We start from the raw sequence: 24402 nt of genomic DNA on the forward strand, positions 1-24402 counted from the left end.
CGGGTCCGCCGTCTGTGGGTTCGTCGGGTCCGCCGTCTGTGGGTTCGTCGGGTCCGCCGTCTGTGGGTTCGTCGGGCGAGCCGTCGTCCGCCGCTGCCCGGCCCTCGCTCTTCCAGCCGCCGCCGCGCGCCGACGAGCCCGCCCGTCCACGGCAGCCCACCGCTCCACGGCTCCCGGCTGCCTCGCAGGAGCCTCCGGCCGGTACGGACGAGCCCGGCCCGTCCACGGGGCCCAGCCTCTTCACGCCGTCCCGTCCGGCGGACCGTCCGAGCCTGTTCACCCCGGCCCGCGCCGCCGACCCGCGTGAGGGGAACGAAGCACGTCCGAGGCCCGCCGCCTTCTGGGAACGAGCCCCCCAGGAACCAGGCGCCGCCCCGCAACCGGAGCCCGAGCCCACGGCCGCGCCCCCGAACGCTACCGAGGACGCACCTTCCGACGCGGTCACGGACGAGACACACGCCCTCGACGAGGCCGATGCCTCCACTGACGAGGACGCCGACGGCGATGCCGGGAACCGCGACGTCGACTCGGAGAGCGACGACACCCACGGGCCCAATGACGACCCCGCCCCTGAAGCCGAAGCGGCGCTGGTGGGGCAAGGCGACGACGACCGCCACGAGGCGATCCACCCCGACGAGGTGGTGGACGCCGATGGGGTCACGGGCGCGACGGACCCTGTCGACGAGGCCGATGCCTCCGCTGACGAGGACGCCGACGGCGATGCCGGGAACAACGTTCATGCCGAAGCGGCGCTCTTCGCGGAAGGCGGCGACGCCCCCCGCGAGGCGATCCACCCCGAGGAGATGGTGGACGCCGACGAGGCGGTGGACGCTGACGACAACCGCGCCGTCGCCGACCCCAGCGACACCGCCACCGCCACGACCACCACTGGCTTCGACGCTTTCTCTCCGGCCTTCGACGTCCCCGTCGGCGCCGACTACCCCACCGACCCAGGAGACCTGGCGGAGGAGGAGCCCGACTTCAAGGCCGACGCCGACGACGTCGCGTTCACCGTAGAGACCGAGGACGCCGAAGCGGGTGCGGACGACCGCGCCGACGCCATCGGCGACAGCGGCGAGACCGTCCCCGACGCCGCCCCGAACGCCGCCCCGGACACCGAAGCGGACGCCGACGCGGGTGCCGAGGCGGACGCCGACCCGGACGCCGACACCCAGATCGACGCCGAAACCGACGACCCCTCCGACACCGACACCGACAGTGACATCGACGCGGACACTGACGCTGATGACGACGCGGACGCGGACACCGACGCCGACGTCGAGGCGGGCGCGGACACCGACGCCGTACGGGAGCTGGAAGAAGCGCCAGGGGAAGGGCAGCGGGTCGAGGAGCTGCCGGCCGAGGTCGTCGAGGCGATGACGTCGGCGCTGAGCGCGTTGCGCGAAAGCGTGTCCGACCTGCGCTTCAGCCTCGACCTGCCGGGAGCCGAGGAGGCCAGGCAGGCGCGGGCCGACCTGCTGGCCCAGCTGGAGAACTACGTCCTGCCCCGGGTGCGCACCAACACGGCCCCCGCGCTGATCGTGATCGCGGGCTCCACCGGCGCGGGCAAGTCGACCCTGGTCAACTCCCTGGCCGAGCGGAACATCTCGCGCACCGGAGTGCGCCGCCCCACCACCGGCACCCCCATCCTGGCCTGCCACCCCGACGACCGGAAGTGGTTCGCGGAGGGCGAGCTGCTCAGCGGCCTCGAACGGCTGGACCGGCCCTCGACCGACAGCGACACGAGCGGCCTGGTCGTCGTGACGACCGAGAAGCTTCCGCAGGGCGTCGCGCTGCTGGACACCCCCGACATCGACTCGGTCGTCGAGGAGCACCACGAGATCGCCCACCGGATGCTCGACGCCGCCGATCTGTGGATCTTCGTGACCACCGCCGCCCGCTACGCCGACGCGCCCGCCTGGAGCCTCCTGCGCCTGGCCAAGGAGCGCGGCGCCCGCCTGGCCATCGTGTTGTCGCGGGTGCAGCCCCGGTCGGCCGACGTCGTGCTCAAGCACTTCGTCCGCATGCTGACCGAATACGGCCTGGGCGACATCGACAGGTTCGTGATCCACGAGGCGACGGTGACCGACGGCAGGCTGCCCGACAGCGAGGTCACCGACCTGCGCCTGTGGCTGGCCGAGCTCTCGGTCGACGAGGCGCGCCGGGCGCAGGCCGTGCAGGAGACCCTGAACGGGGTGCTCAACAGCTTCCGCACCCGCGTGCCCGCGCTGGCCAGGCATCTGGAGGGCCAGGCGGCGTTCCGGGCCGAGCTGCGCAGCGACGTCGAGGCCGCCTATCTGGGCGCGCTGGCCGAGATCGACAAGGCGTCCAAGAACGGCTCGCTGCTGCACGGCGAGGTGCTGGCTCGCTGGCAGGACTTCGCGGGCTCCGGCGACCTCATGCGTTCGCTGCAGTTCGGCAAGAGCGGCAAAGCGGGCAGGCAGACGCCCGAGCGGGTGACGGCGTTCAAGGCGGCGATCCGGGCCGGGCTGGAGTCGGTGATCGTCGCCGCGGCCAACCGCGCCGCCGAGGAGGTGGTCGCGCGCTGGCGGCACCGTTCGGAGCTGGGCGCCAAGCTCGCCGATGGGCTCGACCGCCCGTCGGACAACCTGCTGCGGCACGCCGGGCGCGCCATCGCGTCCTGGCAGGACCACCTGAACGAGCTCGTACGCACCGAGGGCGTGACCAAGCGCTCGGTGTCCAAGCTCGTCTCGTTCGATCCCGACGCGCTCTCCCTGATCTTCACGGTCGCCATGTTCAGCGGCGGCGACGGGTCGGGCGTGCCGCACCGGCTCGTCAACGCGCTGCTCGGCGCGGAGTCGCTGCGCGGCATCGGCGCCAAGGCGCTCAGTGACCTGCGAGCCAGGATCGGCATGCTGTTCGACGAGGAATCCATGCGTTACGTACACGCTCTCGACTCGGCGGGCATCCCGGACGAGTCCGTCGCGACCCGCCTCTACCAGGCGACGTACAACCTTGAGGTCGCCCGATGACGACGACCACGCCCCCGAGGGCGGGCCTCGCGCCGAGGTTGTCCGCGCTCAACAAGGTGGTGGAGCTCGGTCCGGGGCGGCTCGACCAGAAACTGCTCACCGAGGCCGGTGCGCTGCTGACGCGGGCCGGCGACCGGCTCAAGCTGTCGTCCGAGCACACCGTGGTCGCCCTCGCGGGCGGCACCGGCAGCGGCAAGTCGTCCCTGTTCAACGCCATTTCGGGGCTTGAACTGTCGCCCACGGGCGTACGCCGCCCGACGACGGCCCGTACCCACGCCTGCGTGTGGGGTCTGGAGGGCTCGGCGCCGCTGCTCGACTGGCTGCAGATCCAGCCGCGCCACCGCTTCTCCCGTACCAGCGCGCTCGACAAGGGCGACAGCCAGCTCCACGGGCTGATCCTGCTCGACCTGCCCGACCACGACTCGATCCGGGCGCTCAGCGACAACGAGGCCGACCGGCTCATCGGGCTGGCCGACCTGGTGGTGTGGGTGCTCGACCCGCAGAAGTACGCCGACGCCTCCACCCACCGGCGCTACGTGACCGAGCTGGCCGGGCACGACGCGGTGACCGTGTTCGCGCTCAACCAGGCCGACAAGCTCTCCGCGGCGGAGCTGGCCGAGCTGGTCATCGACCTCAACGACCTGCTGCGCCGGGAAGGCGTCGAGCATCCCAGCGTCGTACCCACCTCGGCCGTCACCGGGCGCGGCGTCGAGAGTCTCAAGAGCGTGGTCGCGACCGCCGTCGGCCGCCGCCGCGCCGCCATCCAGAAGCTTGAGGCGGACCTCCAGCGGATGGAACAGCGGCTCGGTGAGGCCATGCCGCTCGGCGACGCGCTGCTCGTGCCGTCGTCGGTCGACGAGGCGCGCAGGATGGGGCTCACCGATGCCCTCTGCGACGCGATCGGCGTCCCGGCCGTCGGCGAGGCCATGGAGAACGTCTACGCCGAGCGTTCCAGCCAGTGGGTCGGCTGGCCGTATCCGCGGTGGTTCGCCAAGTTCCGTCCGGATCCGTTGAAGAGCCTGCGTCTCGAAGACGTCGGCGACGAGATCCGCGGCATCACGACCGGCTCGGTGAGCGCGCATTCCGCCGAGGTGGCCAACGCCGTGCAGGCGCTCACCGACGGCTTGGCGGCCGGGATGGACCCGGTGTGGCGGACCGCGGTGCAACAGGCCGCGCGCTCGCACGCGTCCCGGCTTCCCAAGGCGCTGACCGAGGAGCTCACGGAGGTGGCGCCGCGCCTGGACCGGGTGCCCGGCTGGTGGCGGCTGCTCAAGGTCTGGCAGTACCTGCTGGTGGCGGCGTTCGTGGCCGGGGTGGTGTGGCTGGTGGCCGGGCTGACCGTGCCCGGGCAACTGCCTCCGACCCTGCAACTGGTCGGCGACGGTGCGGCGCTGCCGTGGGTGGCGCTCATGATGGCCTCCGTACTGGGGCTGGGCGCGTTGTCGGGCATCGCCTCGCGCAACTTCGTGGAGCTGGGGGCCTCGCGGGAGCGGGAACGTCTGGAGCGGGAGATGCGCCGCAGGGTGTCGGCGGTGTCGGCGAAGATGGTGGTGGAGCCGGTCGAACGTGAGCTCGGCCGCCACCACGCCTTCTACACGGCCCTGCGCGACCTCTCGGCCTGACACCCCTCTCCTCGTACGGGCTGAACGCCGACACGTCATCCACAGCCGTCCTCCCTCGCCGTCCCCTCATCCACAGAACGGCGTTCGCCCCCGCCCCACCCTGCCTGCTTCAGGCACCGTGTTCCCAGGTCGCGGGCAGTCCGCCCGCCGCATGGGAGGCACGGATGAACGACATCTACATCACGCTCACCGGAAACGTCGCAGCAGAGCCACGGCAGTACAGCTTCGACGACGGCACCAGGGTCACGTCGCTGAAGGTGTTCACCTCACACCGTTACTTCGACAGGAAGACAGGGCAATGGACCGACGGTGAGCGCGTCTGCTTCACGGTCCGGTGCTGGCGTGCGCTGGGCGACAACGTCGCCGACTGCGTACGGGCGGGGCAACCCGTCGTCGTGTCCGGCAAGCTCCGCATCCGCGAGTTCGGCGCGGAAGGCGACCGCCGGTTCATGCCGGAGATCGAGGCCAGCGCGGTCGGGCACGACCTGCGCTGGGGCACCGGCGTCTTCACCAAGCCGGAGCGCGGGGGCGGCCTGGGCTCGATGACCAAGGAGATGCGCGAACGCCTCGACGAGGAGACCCAGGACTGGGCGATGGGCACCAAGCCCGTCCGCCCGTCCTCCCTCCACTCGACCGCCGACCCGTCGGTCCCCGTGGCCGCCGACGCCCCCCGAAGCGCTCCCGCGCAGCCTCACGACGAGGACGCCGAGCCGGACACCGACCACACGGCGCTGGCCATAGCGGCCACCGCCCCCGACGCTGCCACCCCGCAGCCAGTCCCAGGTCCTGAGGTCACCCCAGAGCCCCAGCCCGACACCGCCCTGGGAGACGACATCGCTCCTGGCATGGTCACCCGAGAGCATCCGGGCCGCGGTTCGTCAGCCAAGGCCGCCACGGTCCGCGTCCTGGGCGCGTCCAGCAAGCCCCGGACGAAGACGCAGGCACCGGAGAAGGCCGCAGCCTGACACCATCGTCACCTGACGGCTGAGCACCTGCACCTCTGGATGCTTCCGTCGTGACGGATACGCGGCGCTGCCCGTGAAGGCGGGTGTCTTCATGGCGACCTGCTCAATCCGCCATGAAGACACCCGCCTCACACCACCCCGAACCGAGCAACCTGCCTCAACACTCCTGAAGACTCGCCAGGGATGCCCTCCCAGGAAGCAGGGCGGTCGGCCGCCCGAACGCAAGTCCACGCTCCGGCACGGTGCCCAACCTGCCGGCTCCCCACCCGCCTACACGGACTGCATGCACGCTGCACGGGTCGCCCACCTGTCTGCACGGGCTGCTCACCCGCCTGTACGAGACACCAACGCGAATGCCAATCCACCCAAAGGAGGCGTGTGCATGCAAAGGCGCAGTGGCCCCGGTTCGCCTCGCGATGGTCATTGCGCCCGGCGGTGCGCTGCCCGGTTGAGGGCCAAGTTGGTGGCCAGGCGCCTGCTGGGCCGCCTGTTGACAGGCGTCGCCTACGGGAGTCGCCTACCGGTGACGCCAGGATGTGCGGGCGGCCAGTGTGGGTCCGGCACAACAGCGAGGCAGGGTTCCGCCCCCGCTGCTCACCTCTCGGCGGTGCTCGGATTCGGGCACGCGCAGGCGTCAAGACGGACGACACCGTGTAAAGCCATACCGCGTCCTCAGGTGGCAACGCGACGCGCCCGCAGGCACCGGCGGGCAAGCGCGACGTGACAGCAGTCCTGGGAGTGATGCACGCCTTGATGGCGTGGGCCCAGACTCGCCGGTCATCGAATTCCCCGACATGGAGGGGATGAAGGAGTACGACCGATGGTTCACCAGCCGTCGGACAGGGGGCAAGCGATCGGGGCGGAGGGCAGCAGCCGATGGGTCGGCGCCCCGCGCAGGGGACGGCCAGAGGGAGGGAGAGGGGCATCGGCTGATGGCCCCGATGTCACCCCGAAGGGGGCCGATGGGGTGTTTGTCCGCGTCAGATACCTAGAGCATTGGTCATGTCCAGGTCACGCCCCGCACCATGGTTGCTCCTTTCCGGCACTGCCCGCTCGCGGAGTGAGCAGGCGTGGTCGTTTCAACGTAGCGGTTCCCATCGCATAACGCACACTCCGCAATTATTGTGTTACACATCGTTAGTCAGGGAGGAGACGAGATGGCGGCGACCAGTCACGCCACGATCAAGTCTCGCGACGGTGTGTCAAGAATGGCCGGTCGTTGGCCATTGCTCGGGCAACGGCGCCCGCTTGTGGCGTATCTGTGCGCCATTGTCGCCCTAGATGCCGTCGCGATTGCCTTGTTCACGAGATCTACCGATTTCCACTGGCCGGATTTGCTGACTTTTGCCGCTCTCATGGCATGTGGGGCGGTCTGCATCGAGGCCAGCAGGCGTCTGGGCATGCCCGCCGGAGTCTCGCGTGACCTGTTGTCGGCCTGGTGGCTGCCGGTCGCCCTGCTCCTGCCGCCGGTCTACGCCCTCTTCGCGCCGATTGTGCTGCAGATCCTTCTCCAGGTACGCGTGCGCGCCACAGTTCTCTACCGTCGGGTGTTCAGCTCGGCGGCCATCGGCCTGGCCGGCTGCACGGCGTCGGTCGCCTTCCACTGGGTCGTCCCCGATCCCTGGGTGCTGACGCGGGGGAGTGGGCCGCCGATCGCCTACGCGGTTGCGGCTGCCGTGCTGTTCTCCCTGCTCAACATCGGTCTCATCGCGGTCGCGGCGCACACGTCCGATCCTGAGGGGTCGTGGCAGGAGGTGCTGTGGAACAGGGAGAGCGTCCTGCTGGACGTGGTCGAGCTGTGCCTCGGGGTCACGGTCTCGATCGGGTGCGGGCTCAATCTGGCTCTGCTGGTGCTCGCGTTGCCGCCGGTCGTCCTGCTGCAACGCAGTCTGCTGCATGCGCAGTTGCAGGCCGCCGCCCGTACCGACTCGAAGACGGGGCTGCTCAACGCGGCGGCCTGGCAGCGGGAGGCCGACACCGAGATCCTCCGGGCGCGCCGCAGCGGTGACACGCTGGCGCTGCTGATCATCGACATCGACCACTTCAAGCGGGTGAACGACGCCCACGGGCATCTGGTCGGCGACGAGGTGCTGGCCGGGGTGGCGGCCATGTTGCGCAGGGAGCTGCGGGAATCCGACGTGGTGGGGCGGTTCGGAGGCGAGGAGTTCGTCGTCCTGCTGCCGGGGGCGGACGTCGAGGAGGCGCGGCAGGTCGCCGAGCGACTTCGTACGCACATCGGGCACATGGCCATCCCGGTGGACGACGCTCTGATCCGGATCACGATCTCGGTCGGGGTCGCGTTGATGTGCGTGCACGGCGACGATCTGATCGACCTGCTGGCCGCCGCCGACCTGGCTCTCTATCGGGCCAAGGAACTGGGCCGGGACCGTGTCTGCATCCCCGTCGTCCAGCCTCCACAACCGCCGTCGCCCGAGGAGCGAGCCGTGTGACGTGTCGTGACAAGCGCGGTGCGATGTTCATCGAATGCGGGCAGGCCCCTGATGGGGATGGGTCAGGAGCCTGCCCTTGGTTTGTGGCCTGTGCGTCTTGGGGCGTCAGGACGTGGTGACGCTGTCGCAGGTGACAAGGCGGACGGCGGGAGCCGAGACGATCTGGATGTGCGGTACGCCGGGGACCTCGACGTTGAGATACCCGCCCTCTATGGCGAACCGCACTCCTTCCACGGTCGACACCCGGCGGCCCTCGGAGTTCGTCAGCGTGTAGCCGTCGAGGAGTTCGACCGTGCCGTTTCTCCAGGTGGGGTTCATGCCTGCACCTCCGGGAAGTCCAGCTCGGGCTGGGCAAGGTGGTTGAAGTAGTTGGACAAGGTGTTCAGGGCGATGTGGCCCACGATCTCGGCGAGCTCCGCGTCCGAGACGCCGGCGGCCCGTGCGGCGTCCAGGTCGTCGTCGCTCACTGCGCCGCCCGTGTGCATGATCGCCTGAGTGATGGCCAGGACGGCGGCCGCGTGCGGCTCGTCGTCAGCGCCCTGGCGGGTCTGGAGAAGTTCCTCGTCGGACATGCCCATACGGCGTCCGCGCATGGTGTGGGCGCTCACGCAGTAGGTGCAGTGGTTCTCCTGGGCGACCAGCAGGGCGATCTGCTCCCTCAGTCTCGGGGTGAGGGCGCCCGAGCTGAGGTGTTCGCGCATCGCGAGGTAGCCGGCCAGGGCGGCTGGGCCGTTGGCGAGGGCGGCGTACAGGTTGGGGACCTTGCCGAGCTGGCGGCGGGTCTGGTCGAGCAAACCGTCATTGTCTTCTGTCAGTTGTGGAAGGCGGGGCATGATGTCTCCAAAACGGTACTGGTCAGTTCCATCTGGGCAAGACGATACCGAACGGTTCCGTTTTGGGGAAGTTCGGGATAGCTTGGCGGTATGCCCACGCGTGCCCGTGAACGACTGCTCGACGCCGCCGAGGACCTCTTCTACGCGGAGGGGATCAGGGCGGTGGGCGTCGAGCGGATCCTGAGTGTCTCGGGGGTGGGCCGCGCCTCCTTCTACCGGCACTTCCCGAGCAAGGACGACCTGGTCGTGGCCGTACTGCGGCGGCGGGACGAGCGGTGGCGGGCCTGGCTGGCCGAACGCGTGGAGGCTCTGGGCGGGCATCCGCTGGACGTCTTCGACGCCCTGGCCGAACGGTTCGCGCGGGCGGACTTCCGTGGCTGCGCCTTCATCAACACCATGATCGAGACGGCGGATCCCGACAGTACGGCACATCGGGTGGCGGCCGAGCACAAGGAGCGCGTGCGGGCGTACGTCTCGGAGCTGATCGAGCGGGACGGGCGGGCCGATGCCGCCGAGCTGGCGCACCTGTTCGTGCTGCTGGTGGACGGAGCCATCGTCACGGCGGTACGCGAGCGCTCGCCCCACCCGGCACAACGGGCACGCGCCGCAGCCACCGCCCTCCTCACCACCACGCAGACCACCACAGGGGCCACGACGACGGAGGCCGCGACGAGGGAGGCCGCGGCGGCGGGGCCAAGGAGGGCGTGACGGGGACCCTGGCCGGCTGAGGTCCGGGGTGTGAACAGCCTCCGCCCTCAAGGCGGGCCTGAGGCCTGGGCCGTCATGGACGTTCCAGCGCGCGAGGGCATGAAGGGGTGCCGCCCGCGGCCACCGCTCTCCTCCCCACGGCGGAGACCATCCCGAGATCACGGCGGAGACCGCGACGGCGACCGCCGCAGGGGCCGCGACGAACAGGGCCGCGACGAAGGGGGCCGTGGCGAAGGGGCCAAGGACGGCGTGACGGAGATCCCGGCCGGTTGAGGTCCGGGGGCGAACGGCCCCCCAAGCGGGCCCGATGCCGGGGGCAAAGAGGGCGTGACGGAGATCGCGGGTCGGTTGAGGGCGGTGGTGGGAACAGGCCCCGTCCTCAAGGTGGGCCCGGGTCTGGGCCGTCATGGGTGTCGCGGCGTGTGAGGGCGTCAAGGGTTGCGGCCCGCAGCCGCCACTCTCCTCGCCGCCGCGGAGACCATCCCGAAGATCGCGGCGGAGACCGCGACGGCGACCACCGCAGGGCCGCGACGAAGGGGGGCCGTGGCGAAGGGGCCAAGGACGGCGTGACGGAGATCCCGGTCGGTTGAGGGCGGTGGTGCGAACAGCCCCCGCCCTCAAAGCGGGCCCAGGGCCGGGGACAAAGAGGGCGTGAGGGAGATCCTGGTCGGGCGAGGTCCGGGGTGCGAACGGCCCCCGCCCCCCAAAGCGGGCCCGATGCCTGGGGCAAAGAGGGCGTGACGGAGATCGCCGGTCGGTTGAGGGCGGTGGTGGGAACAGGCCCCGTCCTCAAGGTGGGCCCGGGTCTGGGCCGTCATGGGTGTTGCGGCGTGTGAGGGCGTCAAGGGTTGCGGCGTGCGGGCGTCAAGGTGTTCGGGGGAGATGGGGGTGGAGGGGTGGGGGTGCAGGGCGAGCGGTGAAGGGTGGGGGTGAATGGGGCTGGGCGGCGGAAGCCTGCGTGCGCAGCCTCTAAGCTAGGGAGCATGCCGGAGTACATCTACACGCTGCAGCGCGTGCGCAAGGCGCACGGCGACAAGGTTGTCCTTGACGACGTCACGCTGTCGTTCCTGCCCGGAGCCAAGATCGGTGTCCTGGGGCCGAACGGCACCGGGAAGTCGACGCTGCTCCGGATGATGGCCGGCCTGGAGCAGCCGTCCAATGGCGACGCCAAGCTGATGCCGGGCTTCACGGTCGGCATGCTCCAGCAGGAGCCGCCGCTCAACGAGGAAAAGACCGTTCTGGGCAACGTGCAGGAGGGTGTCGCCGAGACGATGGCGATGCTCGAGCGCTACAACCAGATCGCCGAGCAGATGGCCACCGACTACAGCGACGAGCTGCTGGCGGAGATGGGCAAGCTCCAGGACCAGCTGGAGCACCGCAACGCATGGGACCTCGACAGCCAGCTCGAGCAGGCGATGGACGCCCTGCGCTGCCCGCCGCCCGACGCCGAGGTGAGCAAGCTGTCCGGTGGTGAGCGCCGCCGCGTGGCGCTGTGCAAGCTGCTGCTTGAGGCCCCCGACCTGCTGCTGCTCGACGAGCCCACCAACCACCTCGACGCCGAGAGCGTGCAGTGGCTGGAGTCGCACCTGGAGAAGTACGCCGGCACGGTGCTGGCCGTCACCCACGACCGGTACTTCCTGGACAACGTGGCCACCTGGATCCTGGAGCTCGACCGCGGTCGCTGCTACCCCTACGAGGGCAACTACTCCACCTACCTCGACATGAAGGCCCAGCGCCTCAAGGTCGAGGGCCAGAAGGACGCCAAGCGCAAGAAGCGCCTGGAGGACGAGCTGGAGTGGGTGCGCTCCAACCCCAAGGCCCGCCAGACCAAGAGCAAGGCCCGTCTCCAGCGGTACGAGGAGATGGCCGCCGAGGCCGACAAGTTCCGCAAGCTGGACTTCGAGGAGATCCAGATCCCGCCGGGCCCGCGTCTGGGCACCACGGTGATCAGGTCGGAGCAGCTCACCAAGGGCTTCGGCGACCGCCTGCTGATGGAGAGCCTGACGTTCGACCTGCCGCGTAACGGCATCGTCGGCGTCATCGGCCCCAACGGCGTCGGCAAGACCACGCTGTTCCGCATGATCACGGGTGGGGAGACGCCGGACACGGGGTCGATCACGATCGGCGAGACCGTGAAGATCTCCTACGCCGACCAGAGCCGGGGCGGCATCGACCCGAACAAGAACGTCTGGGAGGTCGTCTCCGACGGGCTCGACCACATCAAGGTCGGCAACGTCGAGATGCCGTCGCGGGCCTACATCGCGGCGTTCGGGTTCAAGGGGCCCGACCAGCAGAAGAAGGCGGGGGTGCTGTCGGGCGGCGAGCGTAACCGGCTCAACCTGGCGCTCACCCTCAAGCAGGGCGGCAACGTGCTGCTGCTCGACGAGCCGACCAACGACCTCGACACCGAGACGCTGTCGTCGCTGGAGAACGCGCTGCTCGACTTCCCGGGCTGCGCCGTGATCACCTCGCACGACCGGTGGTTCCTCGACCGCATCGCCACCCACATCCTCGCGTGGGAGGAAGGCTCGAACTGGTACTGGTTCGAGGGCAACTTCGCCGACTACGAGAAGAACAAGATCGAGCGTCTCGGCGCCGACGCGGCCCGTCCCCACCGGGTGACGTACCGGAAGCTGCACCGGGACTGACGTCTCACCCTGACGCCGGGAACGACACGTCTCATCCCCGGCGCCAGGGCTGACACGTATCATCGCGGCATCGGGACTGACACCTCTCGTCTCGGCGTCAGGGTCGACACGTCGCGTCGCTGGCAGCGGGACCCACGCGTCTCGTCGCGGCAGCGGGGCTGACGCGTCTCGTCCTGGAGCCGGGACTGACACGGCTCGTTCCGGTGCCGGGACTCACAGCTCATTCCTGCGACGAGCGGCGCGCCCCCCGGGGTGCGCCGCTCTTCGCGTGTTCCGGCAGGATGGATCAGCCCTCGGCCTCGGTGAGGGCGACCTGTACGGGAGCAGGGGCGGTGCGCCGCCATGGCCCGTTGAACAGCAGGATCGCGGGGACGAACAGCACGAGGCAGCCCAGCGCCACGAACAGCCAGGTCTGCCAGCTCGTGGCCGCCACGACGTGCGGGATGACCAGCAGCCCGACCACCGCGATCGCCTTGCTCAGGAAGCCGAACAAACCCCAGGCCGTGCCCTGCAGGCGCGGGTCGGCGTCCTCGGCGTCCTCGGAGTAGTTGGCCATCCAGGGGGCATAGGCGACGCCGAGTGAGCCGCCGAGCAGGGCGCCGACCACCATGAGCGTGCCGGTGGAGACGCCTTCCTGACCGAGGGCGACGGCTAGGTAGGCGGTGACCAGCACCGCGGCGATCGTCCCGGCGAGCGAGAACGGCTTGCGCAGTTGCAGGCGGTCCGACAGGCGGCCGGTGACGATCAGCGTGACGAGGTTCAGACTCCAGAACGCGGCCATGATCGTGGACGCCTGCGCGCTGCTGATGCCGAGCGCGCCCACCAGCATCGTCTGGCCGAACAACGACAGCGTGATGTAGAGGACGAGCCAGAGCGAGATGCCGAGGACGTGGGCCCAGATGTTGCGCCGGGCGAACAACGACCGGACGGTGGGCGGGCGCTCCAGGTCGACGACCTCCTCGGCGGCCCGTTCGGTGTGCTGGATCCTGGCCCGCAGCTCGGGGGACAGGTCGGCGATGTTGAACGCGATGACCGCCGAGATCACCAGCGAGAAGCAGCCCATGATGACGAACTGCGACCGCCACGACTCGTCGAAGATCGGCAGCGTCCAGCCGGCGACGGCGGCGGCCAGGAAGTTCGCGCCCACCGGGCCCCACGTCCAGAACCCGAACGCCTGCGCCCGTCCGAGCCGCGGCGAGAAGTCGCGGATCAGCGGCGCGGTGGAGGCCATGGCGACGCCGTCCACGAAGGCCAGCAGGATGCGGGCGATCAGCAGGTCGCGCGGGCTGTGCACGAGGGTCATGGCGAAGCAGCACACGGCGGTGAGGGCCATGAGCGGGATGAGCAGGCGGACCCGGCCGACCCGGTCGGTGAGCCGGCCGCCCAGGATGGAGGCCACGGCCCCGGCCACCGCCGTCGTCCCCGACACCGCGCCGTACGTGGCCAGGGACATGTCGAGGTCTTTGAGCAGCAGGGGTACGACGGGCGCGATCTGCCCTTCGTAGGAGCCGATGAGGATGGCCAGGACGGCCATGGTGAGGATCTTCATCCGGCGGGCGCCGGTCGGGTATTCGTCGAGCTCGCGGACGTAGGACAGCCTCATGACAAGCCTTTCTGCCGAGCCTGGGCCCCCGCCATAAGTTCTAGAAGCTAGCTCTAGAATCCATTTCTGAGATGCTGCTCCTCGCATCGGCCGGCGTCAAGAGTGCGTACCCGGTATCAGATGATTAGAATCAAATTCTAGGATTCGTTCGTAGTGAGGAGCCGGGCGTGGACCTGGAACTTGACGGCCTCGACGTGACCTTCGACCACACGGCCGTGGCCGCTCCCCGGATCAGGGATCTGCTGCCGATCTACCGAGACCTGCTCGGCGGTCGCCATCTGGGAGGCGGTGGGGACAACCGGGTCAGCGGGTACCGCACGCTGCAGCTCACGTACTCCAACGGGAGCAAGGTCGAGCTCATGGAGCCGCTGACCGGGTCCACGTTCTTCGACAGCTTCTTCGAGCTGACGCGGGGGCGCGGCGGCGTCCATCATCTGAACTTCCACGTCGGCGACATGGACGCGGCCGTCGCCCGGCTCACCGGGCGCGGCTACCGGCTGCACGGGCTCAACAGGGCCGACGTGCGCTGGCAGGAGGTGTTCCTGCACCCCAAGGAGGCGCACGGCGTGCTCATCCAGCTCGCCTGCCCGGGGTTCCGTGACCCCGACGAGGCCCGTCCGACGCTGGCGGAGGTGCTGGCGGGACGCGGCCGCAACGGCGACGGCATCCCCAGCCCCTGAACCGCGGAGGCTTCCCCGGCACCGAACTCAGCTCTAGAGTGCAATTCTAGAACCAGAGTGGGGAGGCCCATGAAACCGGCACCGAAGCCAACGCCCGAGACCCAGCCGTTCTGGGACGGCACGGCCGCGGGAGAGCTCAGGATCCAGCGCTGCCAGACGTGCGCGCGGCACTACTTCTACCCCCGGCCGAGCTGTCCCCACTGCGGCGGCGGCGACGTGGAGTGGGTGCGCGCGACGGGCCGCGCGACCCTCTACTCGTACGTGATCAACCACCGCCCCGCGCCCGGTTTCGAGGCCGGCGGGCCTTACGCCATCGCCGTCGTGGAGCTGGAGGAGGGCGTGCGGATGATGAGCAACATCGTCGGCGTGCCCAACACCCCCGAGAACCTGCCGCTGGACATGGAGCTGCGGGTGGTGTTCGAACGGCGCGGCGACGTGCACGTGCCGCTCTTCGAGCCCGCGGGGGACGCCCGATGAACATCGTGATCGCCGGGGCGGCCGAGACCGACGAGATCGGCCGCCTGCCGGACCGCTCCACCTTCCAGCTCCACCTGGAGGCCGCGCGCAACGCCCTCGCCGACGCGGGCATGACGAAACATGACATCGACGGCATCGCCACGGTCGGCACGCCCGGCCCGATCCAGGTCGCCCACGCCCTCGGCATCACGCCCTCCTGGCTCGACGGCACGGGCGTGGGCGGGTCGTCGTTCCTGTTCCACGTGCGGCACGCCGCCGCCGCCATCCGGGCCGGGCTGTGCCGTACCGTGCTGATCACGCACGGCGAGTCGGGACGGTCGCGCGTCGGCGCCGGCCGGTGGGGGCTGGGCGCGGACTCGCTGCTCGGGCAGTTCGAGCTGCCGTACGGGGTGGTCGGGCCGCCGACGTCGTTCACCGTCACGGCGCTGCGCTACATGAAGGAGACCGGCCTCACCCACGAGCAGCTGGCCGAGGTGGCGGTCGCGCAGCGCCGCTGGGCCTCCCGGAACCCGCGGGCCATGTACCGCGACCTCGTCACGGTCGAGGACGTGCTCGCGTCCAAGCTCGTCGCCTACCCCTTCCACCTGCTGGAGTGCTGCCTGGTGACGGACGGCGGCGGCGCGCTGGTCGTCACCGCCGAGGAGCTGTCGCGCCGCCCGCCGGTCTACCTGCTCGGCTCCGGCGAGGCCATGGACGCGCCGATGGTCTCGCAGATGGAGGACTTCACCACCTCCAAGGGCTTCCGCCTGTCCGGCCGGGCCGCCTTCGCCGAGGCCGGGATCTCCCACGACGACGTCGACCACCTGATGGTGTACGACGCCTTCGCCCACGTGCCCGTCTACGGCCTGGAGGACCTGGGCTTCGTCGGCCGCGGCGAGGCGGGGGCGTTCATCGCCGAGGGGCACACCTCGCCCGGCGGCCGGCTGCCGATGAACACCAACGGCGGCGGCCTGTCCTACACGCACACCGGCATGTACGGCATGTTCGCCATCCAGGAGTCGGTGCGGCAGCTCCGGGGGAGGCCGCGGCGCAGGTGCCGGACGTGGAGGTGAGCGTGGTGCTGGGCAACGGCGGCATGTTCGCCTCCGCCGCCACCCTCGTCCTGGCCTCCCGGTTGCCCTAGGTTCCGCGCACGGCCCTCCGGGCAGGCGAGCCCGGACGGGCCGATGGAACAGGATGGAACGGAATGGAACGCCTCTCCATCGGAAGCGGAAGATCCTGAGAAGAGGAGACGGCGATGCCGAAGTTCATGGACGTGCACAGTGGTTTCGTCGGTGTCACCGAGGACCAGTTGCGCGAGGCCCACGAGCGGGACCTTGCGGTCGAGGGGGCCGAGGGTGTGCACTTCGAGCGGGCCTGGCTCGATCCGGACTCGGGCAAGGTGTTCTGCCTGTCGTCGGGGCCGTCGAAGGAGGCGGTGATGCGGGTGCACGAGAAGGCCGGCCATCCCACGACCGAGGTCTACGAGCTGCCCATCGAGGTCGAGTAGCCACAGCTCGGCCACCGGACCGGTGACGGCCGCCCGCGCTGCTGCGGACGCGGGCGGCCGCCACCGACGCCCCCCGCGCCACGGCCGGGCGGGGCGCCAAAGGTTGTCCAGGCGGGCGCGTCGGGCGCCGGGCCGCGCGCGAGGGCCGTACTAGATTCGTCGGGTGAGCACGGGAGCCGCGCGCGGGGTGGGGCGGTTCGTCAACGGCGAGTCGGTCTACGGGACCATCCTGACGGCCGGCGTCGTCTCCGGGCTCTCGCACTGGATCGCCGACCCCGCCGAGCTGCTGGCCACCGCGATCGGCACGGTCATCGTGTTCTGGATCGCGCACGCGTTCGCGGAGATCGTCGGCGACCGGTCGCCGGACGTGCGCAAGGCGGTGCGGGGCGCGGTGACGCGGTCCACCGGCATGTTGTGGGGACTGGTCCCGCTCACGGTGATCCTGTGCGTGGCGATGACCGGCGTGATGTCCCTGGACGCGTCGGTGTACCTGGAGATCGCCGTGTCGGTCGTCCTGCTCACCGTGCTCGGCTTCTTCGCGGCGGCGCCCAAGACCGACCGGCTCTGGATCCGGCTGGTCTGCGGAGCCGGCTCGGGCGCCCTGGGAGCCGTGATGATCCTGCTGAAGAGCCTCGATCACTGAGCGGCCCCCGCCGGGCGCCGGGGCGGGTCAGGAGGGCGGCGGGCGCCAGGTGATGAGGGCGTCCAGGGCCTCGACGCGGGAGCCGGTGACCAGGAGCGGGTTGATCTCCAGGGACTCCAGGTCGTCGCCCAGGCTCTCGGCGAACGCGGCGATCCTGGCCACCACGTCGGCCACCGCGTCCAGGTCGGCGGGCTCGGTGCCCCTGGCGCCGTCCAGCAGGGCAGCGCCGCGCAGCTCGGACAGGGCCCGGCGTACCTCGCCGGCGTCCACCGGCAGCACGCGCAGGGCCGCGTCCCGCAGCACCTCCACCCAGACGCCGCCGAGCCCGACCGCCAGGGTGAGCCCCCAGGCCGGGTCGCGCACCACGCCCGCCAGCAGCTCGATCCCGCCGCCGCGTTGCGGCTGGATCAGGACGCCCGCGTCGGGGGCGTGCGCCCGCGCCGCGGCCACCACCTCCCGGTACGCCTGCCGCACCGCCTCGGGACCGGACAGCCCGAGCCGCACCCCGCCGATGTCGCTCTTGTGCCCGAGCCCTTCGGCGGCGGCCTTGAGCACCACCGGGTAGCCGAACCGTTCGGCCGCGGCCACCGCCGCCGCCTCGTCCGCCGCCGTCTCGGAGGGCACCACGGGCAGCCCCGCGGCGGCGAGCAGGGCGGCGGCCCGGTGCTCGGCCCACACGCCGTGCGCACCCTCGGGTACGCCGGTGACCGCCGCCCGCCCGGCCGGGCCGCCGCCGGCCAGGGCCCTGCGGTGGGCCTCCGACCAGCGCACCGCCGCGCCGAGGGCGGTCAGACCGTGCTCGATCCCGCCCATGACGTATGGGAACCCGGTCTCCCGCTGCACCTGCCGCCCGAACTCCGTGACGTCGGTCAGCACGTTGCTCACCACCACGACCGGCACCGGCGACTCGGCGATGCGCCGCGAGCTGGTCTCGTACATGGCGAGGACGGGCGCGGGGTCCGCAGGGGCGATCCTGGGCGGTTCGGACAGCAGCATGACCAGGTCGATGCCGGGATCGGCGGCCACCGTCTCCAGGGCGCGGCCGAGCAGGGTGCGGTCGACGAGGACGTAGCCGGTGACGTCGAGCGGGTTCTGCACGGTGCCGAACGACGGCACGATCCCGGCCAGCCGCTCGACCGTCGCCGCGGAGAAGGGCGGCAGCTCCAGGCCCTCGTCCTCGGCCCGGTCCGCGATGATCTCGGACGCGCCGCCGGACGGGGTGACGACGCCCACCCGGCGGCCGGGCAGCGGGCCGGTGGCGGCCAGCAGCCCGGAGGTGATGATGAGGTCCTCCAGCGAGCGCACCCTGATCACGCCGAGCTGGCGCATCGCGGCATCGATGACGTCGTCGTCGCCCACGAGCGCGCCCGTGTGGGCCTGCGCGGTGTGCGAGGCGAGCCTGCTGCGGCCGATCTTGAGCGCGACGATCGGCTTGCCCGCCACCAGTGCCCGGCGGGCGACCCGGGAGAACTCGGCCGGGTTCCTGATGGTCTCCAGGAACAGGGCGATGACCCTGGTCGCCGGGTCGTCCACGAGGTGGTCGACGACGTCGGTGACCGTGACGACCGACTCGTTGCCCATCGAGGTCAGCAGGCTGATGCCGACGTTGCGGGCCTGGGCGAAGCCGAGCACCGAGCTGGCCAGCGCGCCGCTCTGCAGCACCACGCCGACCGACCCGCGCAGCAGCGGCTCGGGGATGGGCAGCCCGTACGGGGTCACGTCGGCGGCGGCGTTGATGTAGCCGTTGCCGTTCGGCCCGAGGATCGTCAGGCCGTTCTCACGGGCGAACCCGGCGATCTCCGCCTCCAGCCGCGTCCCCTCCGCGCCCGCCTCCCCGAACCCCGCCGTGAGGATCACGTAACAGCCGATGCCCAGCTTGGCGCCCTCCTCCAGCACGCCGAGCACGGCGGCCGTCGGCACCATGACGTAGGCCAGGTCGACGGGGGAGGGGAGCTCGGTCAGGCTGCGGAAGGCCGGCGACCCGTGCACCACCCCGCCCCTGGGGTTGACCAGGTGGACGGGCCCGGCGAAGCCGTGGGTGCGCAGGTTCAGCAGCGTGCTGACCGACCAGCCCGACTTGTCCGTGGCCCCCACCAGGGCGATCGAGCGCGGGTTGAACAGTGCCTCGACCGACATGGACTACTCTCCGATCAGGCCGAGCCTGGCGTGGCCCTTGATGAGGTTGCGGGCGATCGTGCGGCGCTGGATCTCGTCGGTGCCCTCGAAGATGCGCAGCAGGCGCAGCTCCCGGTACCACCGCTCGACCGGCAGCTCCTTGGTGTATCCCATGCCGCCGTGGATCTGCAGCACCCGGTCCACGACCTGGTTGGCCATCACGGCGCCGTTGAGCTTGGCGATGGAGGAGGCGTGCCGGGCGTCCATGCCCTGCTGCACCTGCCAGGCGGCGTGGAGGGTGAGCCACTTGGCCGCCTCGATCTCCACCTGGGAGTCGGCGATCATCCATTGGATGGCCTGGTACTCCGAGATGGCCTGGCCCATCGACTTGCGGATCTTGGCGTAGTCGATGGCCATCTGGAGCATGCGCTCGGCGGAGCCGATGGCACGGGCCGGGATCATGTACCGCCCTTGCCCGATCCACTGCATGGCAAGCTCGAAGCCCCTGCCGAGCTCGCCCAGGATGTTCTCCTCGGGCACCCGCACGTCCTGGAACACCAGTGCGGCCGGCCCCCACTCGCCCATGGTCGGGATGGGCTCGGACGTCCAGCCCATGTCCCGGTCGACCAGGAAACACGTCACGCCGTGGCCCTCGGCCACCGCGAACACCATGACGAAGTCGGCCTCGCTGCCGCCGGTGATGAACGTCTTCTCGCCGTTGATCACCCACTCGGAGCCGTCGCGGGTGGCGCGGGTGCGGATGTTGCGGGCGTCGGAGCCGGCGCCCGGCTCGGTGATCGCGAAGCAGGACCGCCGTTCGCCCTCGATGGTGGGGACGAGGTAGCGCCGCTTCTGCTCGTCGGTGCCGGCGTAGAGGATGTTGTCGGCGCTGCCGCCGAAGGAGAAGGGCACGAACGTGCGGCCCATCTCCATGGCGATGATCGCGGACATGATCGGGCCGAGCGCCGCGCCGCCGTACTCCTCGGGGGTGTTGATGCCCCAGAAGCCCGACTTCCTGGCCTTGGCGCGCAGGTCGCGCACGACCTCGGGATCGAGCCCCGGACGCCCTTCCCGCTCGTTGCGCAGGACCTCCGGCTCCAGCGGCATGATCTCCTTCTCGATGAAGGCACGCACGGTGTCGCGGATCTGCCGTTCCTCGGGGCTGAGCGAGAAGTCCACGGCCGCCTCCTGAATTTCTAGAATCATTCTCTAGTACGTGATTCTAGCCGCCGCGTCGCACTGGTCAAGAATCAGATTCTAGAATTCGCCGGGATAGAATGCCTGGCATGGCACGCAAGTCCTCGTGGGAGTGGAGCCGTACGGCTCAGACGCGCAAGAGCATGTTGCAGGCGGCCCGTGAGGTCTTCAGCGAGCACGGCTTCGCCGACTCCAACGTCTCGGAGGTCGTGGCTCGCGCCGGCTCCAGCGTCGGCAGCCTCTACCACCACTTCGGCGGCAAGACCGAGCTGTTCCTCGCCCTCTACGAGGACCACCAGGCGGCCCACGAGCAGGCGTCGGCCGCCAGCGTCGCCAAGGCCAAGAAGGAGGGGGTCAGCGACCCCGTCGAGCTGCTGATCGCCGGGGCCCGCGCCTACCTCGACGGCGCCTGGGACCGGCGCGACCTGGTCAGGCTCTTCATCGACGGCGACGGCCCGCCCGGCTTCGAGCTGATCCGCCGCACCCGCGGGCGCGAGTGGGTGCGCCAGAACGCCGTCCTGCTCGGCGCCGGGGGAGACCCCCTCGACCGGTTCACGGTCGCGGTGCTGACCAGCATCATCGGCGAGGCCGCCCGCGAGGTGGCCACCTCCGACACCGAGGAGGAGGCCAGGGAGATCATCGAGGCGGCGATGAAGCTCATCCACCGCCTCGATCCCCTCAGGGGGCTCAGCGACGACTGATCGTCGCCCGGCCGCGGTCGATCACCACCGTCCCGTCGTCCTTGGCGGTCCGGAACAGCACGTCGTCGCCGTCGGCCCAGATGGAGACGGTCAGCGGCTCGCCGGGGAACACCGGGCTGCTGAACCGGCCCGACATCGCCCTGAACCGCGACGGGTCCGACCCGGCGAGCGTGTGCAGCAACGCCCGCCCGGTCACGCCGTACGTGCACAACCCGTGCAGGATCGGCCGGTCGAACCCGGCCCTGGCGGCGAACTCGGGATCGCTGTGCAGCGGGTTGCGGTCGCCGGACAGCCGGTAGAGCAGCGCCTGGTCCGGCCGGGTCGGGTAGGTCACCTTGTGGTCGGGCGCCCGGTCCGGGACCGCCCACTCCTCCCGCGGCCCCCGGTCGCCGCCGAAGCCGCCCTCGCCCCGGATGAACACCGAGCTGCGCGAGGCGATCAGCAGCTCGCCGGTCTCCAGGTCGACGGCCCTGGCCTCGGTGGTCACCAGCGCGCCCGAGCCCTTGTCGTAGATGCCGGTCACCTTCGACGTCGTCCGTACGCCGCCCGCGGCCGGCAGCTCGCGGCGCAGCTCGAAGCCCTGTTCGGCGTGGACCAGCAGGGCCGGGTCGTAGTCGCCCAGCCGCCGCCCCGGCGACTGCGCCGCCAGCACCGCGAACGTCGGCAGCACCCGCTGCCCCTTCTCGGTGGCGAACTCCAGCTCGTCGAGGCCCGAGCCGACGCCGAGCGCGTACAGCATGGTGTCCTCGGCGGTCCAGGTGCGCTCGTGGGCCGGGCCCTCGACGCCGATCAGCGAGTGGTCGAGCGGCATGTCAGTCCTCCCGTCCGGGGACGCGGCCGTTGGTCAGGGCGTTGGGGGCGGCCTTGTCCACCAGGGCGGGGATGACCTCGCCCAGCTCGGCCGGGTCCCAGCGGGCGCCCTTGTCCACCCCGGGGCCGGCGTGCCAGCCCTCGGCCACGCTGATCATGCCGCCGCGCACGTTGAACACCCGCCCGGTGACGCCGCGCGCCTCGGCACTGGCCAGCCAGACCACCAGCGGCGCGATGTCGTCGGGGTCGGCGCCGGTCGCCCCGGCCGGGATCAGGTTCTCCGTCATGCGGGTGAGGGCGGCGGGGGCGATGGCGTTGACGGTCACGCCGTAGCGCTCCAGCTCCCTGGCGGCGATCACGGTCAGCCCGGCGATGCCCGCCTTGGCCGCGCCGTAGTTCCCCTGGCCCGGGTTGCCGTAGATGCCGGAGGACGACGTCGTGTTGATGATCCGGGCGTCGAGCCGCTCGCCGGACTTGGCCTTGGCCCGCCAGTAGGCGGCGGCGTGCCGCAGGGGCGCGAACGTGCCGCGCAGGTGCACCCTGATCACCGCGTCCCACTCGTCGATGGTCATGTTGACCAGCATGCGGTCGCGCAGGATCCCGGCGTTGTTGACCAGCACGTGCAGGTCGCCGAAATGCTCGACGGCCGACCTGATCAGGCGCTCGGCGCCGTCGAAGTCGGAGACGTCCTCGCCGTTGACGATCGCCTGGCCGCCCATGGCCTCGATCTCGGCCACCACCTCGGCGGCGGCCCCGGACGAGCCGGTGCCGTCCACCTCGGCGCCCAGGTCGTTGACCACCACCTTCGCGCCCTGCCTGGCGAACTCCAGGGCGTGCCCGCGCCCGATGCCCCTGGCCGCACCCGTGACGATCACCACGCGACCTTCGACGATCCCGCTCATCCGACACCTCGATCCTTGACCGGCCGACGATTTGAACTGGATTCTAGTATCAAAATCTAGAAAGGACAGGCCCTTGGTGACGACGACCACCGCCCCCGTCGGCCACGCCTGGCGCACGCTGTCGGTCGTGAGCCTGGCCGGCGTGCTGACCGGGCTGGGCGGCAGCTCGATCAACGTCGCGCTGCCCGAGATCGCCCGGCACACTGGGGCCGACGCCACGGCCGCGGGCTGGATCCTGCTGGGCTTCCAGTTGACCACGACCGTCCTCATGGTGGTATTCGGTCGCTTAGCCGACATGTTCGGCAGGCGCAGGATGTACCTGCTCGGGCTGGCCGTCTACACCGGAGCCGCCCTGCTCGCCGGGCTGGCGCCCGGCGCGTGGGTGATCGTGGCCATGCGGGTCGTGCAGGCCGCCGGCGCCGCGATGTTGCTCACCAACAGCGCCGCCCTGGTCAGCGACGCCTTCCCGCGCGAGCGGCTGGGCGAGGGCATGGGCGTCTACGTCGCCTCCTTCTCCGTCGCCGGGCTGATCGGCCCGACGCTCGGCGGCGTGCTCGCCGCGAACCTGGGCTGGCGCTGGGTGTTCTGGTTCAACGTGCCCATCGGCGTGATCTGCCTGGTGTGGGGCGCGATCACGCTGCGGCGGGCCGAACCGGCCGGGCGCGAGCGCGGGCTCGACCTGCCGGGCAGCGTGCTCGTGCTGGTCACGCTCGGCGGGCTGCTGCTGGCGCTGTCGGAGTTCGGCAGGCTGGGGTGGGGGCATCCGGTGGTGGCCGCCGGGCTCGCCGCGTTCGCCGTGGGGTTGCCGCTGTTCGTGGCCAGGGAGCGGCGGGCCGCCCATCCCGTCGTGGACCTGCGGCTGTTCCACGACCGGGCGTTCGCCTTCGGCACGCTCGCCTCCTTCCTGAACGCCGTCGCGCGGATGGGCATGGTCTTCCTCGTCGCGCTCTACTTCCAGGCCGTGCGGGGGGACGATCCCGTACAGGCCGGGTTGAAGGTGCTGCCGCTGGCGGTGGCGGCCATGGTCGAGTCGGTGACGTCGGGCTTCCTCCAGCGGCTGACCAGCGCGCGCACCCTGGCGGTGGCCGGGGCCGCCACCACGACCTGCGGGCTGCTGGCGCTGCTCGGCACGATGTCGGCGAGCACGCCGTACCCGGCGGTGGCCGCCGGGCTCGTGCTCATCGGCCTCGGCTCCGGCGTCTTCCTGCCCTCCAACACCACCGCCATCCTGGACGGCCTGCCCTCAGAACGCCTCGGCATCGTCAACGCCATGCGCCTGATGCTCCAGAACACCGGCAACGTGGTCGGCACCGGCCTGGTGCTGTCGATCATCACCGCGCCGCTGCCCGCCGGGCTGCACCGGCGCGTCTTCGCCGGGACGCTGTCGCAGCTCTCCGGCGACGCGGTCGGCCTGCTCGTGACCGGTTACCGCTGGGCGCTCACCTGCATGGCCGCGATCTCGGTGCTCACCGTGCTGGCCTGCCTGGCCCGCCGCAAGGCCCGGTGACCAGCGGGCCGGACGGTACGGGTACCGTGGCGGACGTGGCAGAACCCTCCCCGGCGCAC

20 protein-coding genes are annotated in these 24402 nt (G+C 70.9%); 13 read left to right on the forward strand and 7 right to left on the reverse strand.

Going from position 1 to position 24402, the window contains the following annotated elements:
• The first annotated feature begins 62 nt into the window (after positions 1 to 62).
• The 4 genes from ACNF49_RS16240 (at position 63) to ACNF49_RS16255 (ending at position 8030) form a co-directional block, all read left to right on the forward strand.
• Positions 63 to 2993, forward strand: coding sequence for a dynamin family protein (locus ACNF49_RS16240; protein ID WP_482944223.1), 2931 nt, complete (start codon positions 63 to 65; stop codon positions 2991 to 2993).
• Positions 2990 to 4615 carry a YfjP family GTPase gene (locus tag ACNF49_RS16245; protein WP_482944224.1) on the forward strand — a complete coding sequence of 542 codons (1626 nt, stop codon included), beginning with the start codon at positions 2990 to 2992 and terminating at the stop codon, positions 4613 to 4615. The genes ACNF49_RS16240 and ACNF49_RS16245 overlap by 4 nt, the downstream gene beginning before the upstream one ends.
• A gap of 164 nt (positions 4616 to 4779) precedes the next feature.
• Positions 4780 to 5580, forward strand: coding sequence for a single-stranded DNA-binding protein (locus tag ACNF49_RS16250; protein WP_482944225.1), 801 nt, complete (start codon positions 4780 to 4782; stop codon positions 5578 to 5580).
• A 1400-nt stretch (positions 5581 to 6980) separates the two neighbouring features.
• Positions 6981 to 8030: a GGDEF domain-containing protein gene (locus tag ACNF49_RS16255; RefSeq protein WP_482944226.1), complete on the forward strand. Its 1050-nt coding sequence runs from the start codon at positions 6981 to 6983 to the stop codon at positions 8028 to 8030.
• Positions 8031 to 8135: 105 nt separating this feature from the next.
• Here ACNF49_RS16255 and ACNF49_RS16260 read toward each other — a convergent pair whose 3' ends face one another.
• Both ACNF49_RS16260 and ACNF49_RS16265 read right to left on the reverse strand, forming a co-directional pair.
• On the reverse strand, positions 8136 to 8348 hold the full coding sequence (locus tag ACNF49_RS16260) for a hypothetical protein (protein ID WP_357980686.1): 213 nt from the start codon (positions 8346 to 8348) through the stop codon (positions 8136 to 8138).
• Positions 8345 to 8824 (reverse strand): carboxymuconolactone decarboxylase family protein, encoded by a 480-nt coding sequence (locus ACNF49_RS16265; protein ID WP_482944227.1) that lies wholly within the window; start codon positions 8822 to 8824, stop codon positions 8345 to 8347. The genes ACNF49_RS16260 and ACNF49_RS16265 overlap by 4 nt, the downstream gene beginning before the upstream one ends.
• Before the next feature lie 129 nt (positions 8825 to 8953).
• Here ACNF49_RS16265 and ACNF49_RS16270 point away from each other — a divergent pair, with 129 nt between their 5' ends.
• Positions 8954 to 9571: a TetR/AcrR family transcriptional regulator gene (locus ACNF49_RS16270; RefSeq protein ID WP_482944228.1), complete on the forward strand. Its 618-nt coding sequence runs from the start codon at positions 8954 to 8956 to the stop codon at positions 9569 to 9571.
• Positions 9572 to 10554: 983 nt separating this feature from the next.
• Complete coding sequence (gene ettA / locus ACNF49_RS16275; protein WP_357980678.1) at positions 10555 to 12219, forward strand: energy-dependent translational throttle protein EttA; 1665 nt, start codon at positions 10555 to 10557, stop codon at positions 12217 to 12219.
• Between the two features lie 286 nt (positions 12220 to 12505).
• On the opposite strand, the gene ACNF49_RS16280 is transcribed toward ettA, so the two are convergent.
• Positions 12506 to 13822, reverse strand: a complete 1317-nt coding sequence (locus ACNF49_RS16280; RefSeq protein WP_482944229.1) for an MFS transporter — start codon at positions 13820 to 13822, stop codon at positions 12506 to 12508.
• A gap of 167 nt (positions 13823 to 13989) precedes the next feature.
• Between ACNF49_RS16280 and ACNF49_RS16285 the strand changes: the two genes are divergently transcribed.
• The 5 genes from ACNF49_RS16285 to ACNF49_RS16305 all read left to right on the forward strand — a co-directional run bounded on the left by ACNF49_RS16285 (position 13990) and on the right by ACNF49_RS16305 (position 17111).
• Positions 13990 to 14502: a VOC family protein gene (locus ACNF49_RS16285; RefSeq protein ID WP_357980672.1), complete on the forward strand. Its 513-nt coding sequence runs from the start codon at positions 13990 to 13992 to the stop codon at positions 14500 to 14502.
• A 69-nt stretch (positions 14503 to 14571) separates the two neighbouring features.
• Entirely contained in the window at positions 14572 to 14979 is a 408-nt protein-coding gene (locus ACNF49_RS16290) for a Zn-ribbon domain-containing OB-fold protein (protein WP_482944230.1), read from the forward strand.
• Positions 14976 to 16031 carry a thiolase C-terminal domain-containing protein gene (locus tag ACNF49_RS16295; RefSeq protein ID WP_482944231.1) on the forward strand — a complete coding sequence of 352 codons (1056 nt, stop codon included), beginning with the start codon at positions 14976 to 14978 and terminating at the stop codon, positions 16029 to 16031. The genes ACNF49_RS16290 and ACNF49_RS16295 overlap by 4 nt, the downstream gene beginning before the upstream one ends.
• 185 nt (positions 16032 to 16216) lie before the next feature.
• The gene (locus tag ACNF49_RS16300; RefSeq protein WP_357980663.1) at positions 16217 to 16468 is read left to right on the forward strand and encodes an SCO4226 family nickel-binding protein; all 252 of its coding nucleotides are present in this window, start codon (positions 16217 to 16219) and stop codon (positions 16466 to 16468) included.
• Positions 16469 to 16631: 163 nt separating this feature from the next.
• Positions 16632 to 17111, forward strand: coding sequence for a hypothetical protein (locus ACNF49_RS16305; protein WP_357980660.1), 480 nt, complete (start codon positions 16632 to 16634; stop codon positions 17109 to 17111).
• A gap of 27 nt (positions 17112 to 17138) precedes the next feature.
• Here ACNF49_RS16305 and ACNF49_RS16310 read toward each other — a convergent pair whose 3' ends face one another.
• Together ACNF49_RS16310 and ACNF49_RS16315 are read right to left on the reverse strand one after the other, a co-directional pair.
• On the reverse strand, positions 17139 to 19247 hold the full coding sequence (locus ACNF49_RS16310) for an acetate--CoA ligase family protein (protein ID WP_482944232.1): 2109 nt from the start codon (positions 19245 to 19247) through the stop codon (positions 17139 to 17141).
• A 3-nt stretch (positions 19248 to 19250) separates the two neighbouring features.
• Positions 19251 to 20432 carry an acyl-CoA dehydrogenase family protein gene (locus ACNF49_RS16315; protein WP_482944233.1) on the reverse strand — a complete coding sequence of 394 codons (1182 nt, stop codon included), beginning with the start codon at positions 20430 to 20432 and terminating at the stop codon, positions 19251 to 19253.
• Between the two features lie 80 nt (positions 20433 to 20512).
• Here ACNF49_RS16315 and ACNF49_RS16320 point away from each other — a divergent pair, with 80 nt between their 5' ends.
• A complete protein-coding gene (locus tag ACNF49_RS16320) occupies positions 20513 to 21124 on the forward strand; it encodes a TetR/AcrR family transcriptional regulator (RefSeq protein WP_352322431.1) in 612 nt (203 codons plus the stop codon).
• On the opposite strand, the gene ACNF49_RS16325 is transcribed toward ACNF49_RS16320, so the two are convergent.
• Together ACNF49_RS16325 and ACNF49_RS16330 are read right to left on the reverse strand one after the other, a co-directional pair.
• Positions 21111 to 21935 carry a MaoC/PaaZ C-terminal domain-containing protein gene (locus ACNF49_RS16325; RefSeq protein ID WP_357980651.1) on the reverse strand — a complete coding sequence of 275 codons (825 nt, stop codon included), beginning with the start codon at positions 21933 to 21935 and terminating at the stop codon, positions 21111 to 21113. The two genes, ACNF49_RS16320 and ACNF49_RS16325, sit on opposite strands and share 14 nt — an antisense overlap.
• Position 21936: 1 nt before the next feature.
• On the reverse strand, positions 21937 to 22836 hold the full coding sequence (locus tag ACNF49_RS16330) for an SDR family oxidoreductase (protein WP_482944234.1): 900 nt from the start codon (positions 22834 to 22836) through the stop codon (positions 21937 to 21939).
• Positions 22837 to 22912: 76 nt separating this feature from the next.
• Here ACNF49_RS16330 and ACNF49_RS16335 point away from each other — a divergent pair, with 76 nt between their 5' ends.
• Entirely contained in the window at positions 22913 to 24343 is a 1431-nt protein-coding gene (locus ACNF49_RS16335; protein WP_482944235.1) for an MFS transporter, read from the forward strand.
• Positions 24344 to 24402: the final 59 nt, after the last annotated feature.

This window comes from Actinomadura sp. ATCC 39365, assembly GCF_054392275.1.

Coding starts and splice junctions, on each gene's coding strand:
- ACNF49_RS16245 (WP_482944224.1), top strand. CDS start 2,990: ATGACGACGACCACGCCCCCGAGGGCGGGCCTCGCGCCGAGGTTGTCC.
- ACNF49_RS16250 (WP_482944225.1), top strand. CDS start 4,780: ATGAACGACATCTACATCACGCTCACCGGAAACGTCGCAGCAGAGCCA.
- ACNF49_RS16255 (WP_482944226.1), top strand. CDS start 6,981: ATGCCCGCCGGAGTCTCGCGTGACCTGTTGTCGGCCTGGTGGCTGCCG.
- ACNF49_RS16260 (WP_357980686.1), bottom strand. CDS start 8,348: ATGAACCCCACCTGGAGAAACGGCACGGTCGAACTCCTCGACGGCTAC.
- ACNF49_RS16270 (WP_482944228.1), top strand. CDS start 8,954: ATGCCCACGCGTGCCCGTGAACGACTGCTCGACGCCGCCGAGGACCTC.
- ettA (WP_357980678.1), top strand. CDS start 10,555: ATGCCGGAGTACATCTACACGCTGCAGCGCGTGCGCAAGGCGCACGGC.
- ACNF49_RS16280 (WP_482944229.1), bottom strand. CDS start 13,822: ATGAGGCTGTCCTACGTCCGCGAGCTCGACGAATACCCGACCGGCGCC.
- ACNF49_RS16290 (WP_482944230.1), top strand. CDS start 14,572: ATGAAACCGGCACCGAAGCCAACGCCCGAGACCCAGCCGTTCTGGGAC.
- ACNF49_RS16295 (WP_482944231.1), top strand. CDS start 14,976: ATGAACATCGTGATCGCCGGGGCGGCCGAGACCGACGAGATCGGCCGC.
- ACNF49_RS16300 (WP_357980663.1), top strand. CDS start 16,217: ATGCCGAAGTTCATGGACGTGCACAGTGGTTTCGTCGGTGTCACCGAG.
- ACNF49_RS16310 (WP_482944232.1), bottom strand. CDS start 19,247: ATGTCGGTCGAGGCACTGTTCAACCCGCGCTCGATCGCCCTGGTGGGG.
- ACNF49_RS16315 (WP_482944233.1), bottom strand. CDS start 20,432: ATGATTCTAGAAATTCAGGAGGCGGCCGTGGACTTCTCGCTCAGCCCC.
- ACNF49_RS16320 (WP_352322431.1), top strand. CDS start 20,513: ATGGCACGCAAGTCCTCGTGGGAGTGGAGCCGTACGGCTCAGACGCGC.
- ACNF49_RS16325 (WP_357980651.1), bottom strand. CDS start 21,935: ATGCCGCTCGACCACTCGCTGATCGGCGTCGAGGGCCCGGCCCACGAG.
- ACNF49_RS16330 (WP_482944234.1), bottom strand. CDS start 22,836: ATGAGCGGGATCGTCGAAGGTCGCGTGGTGATCGTCACGGGTGCGGCC.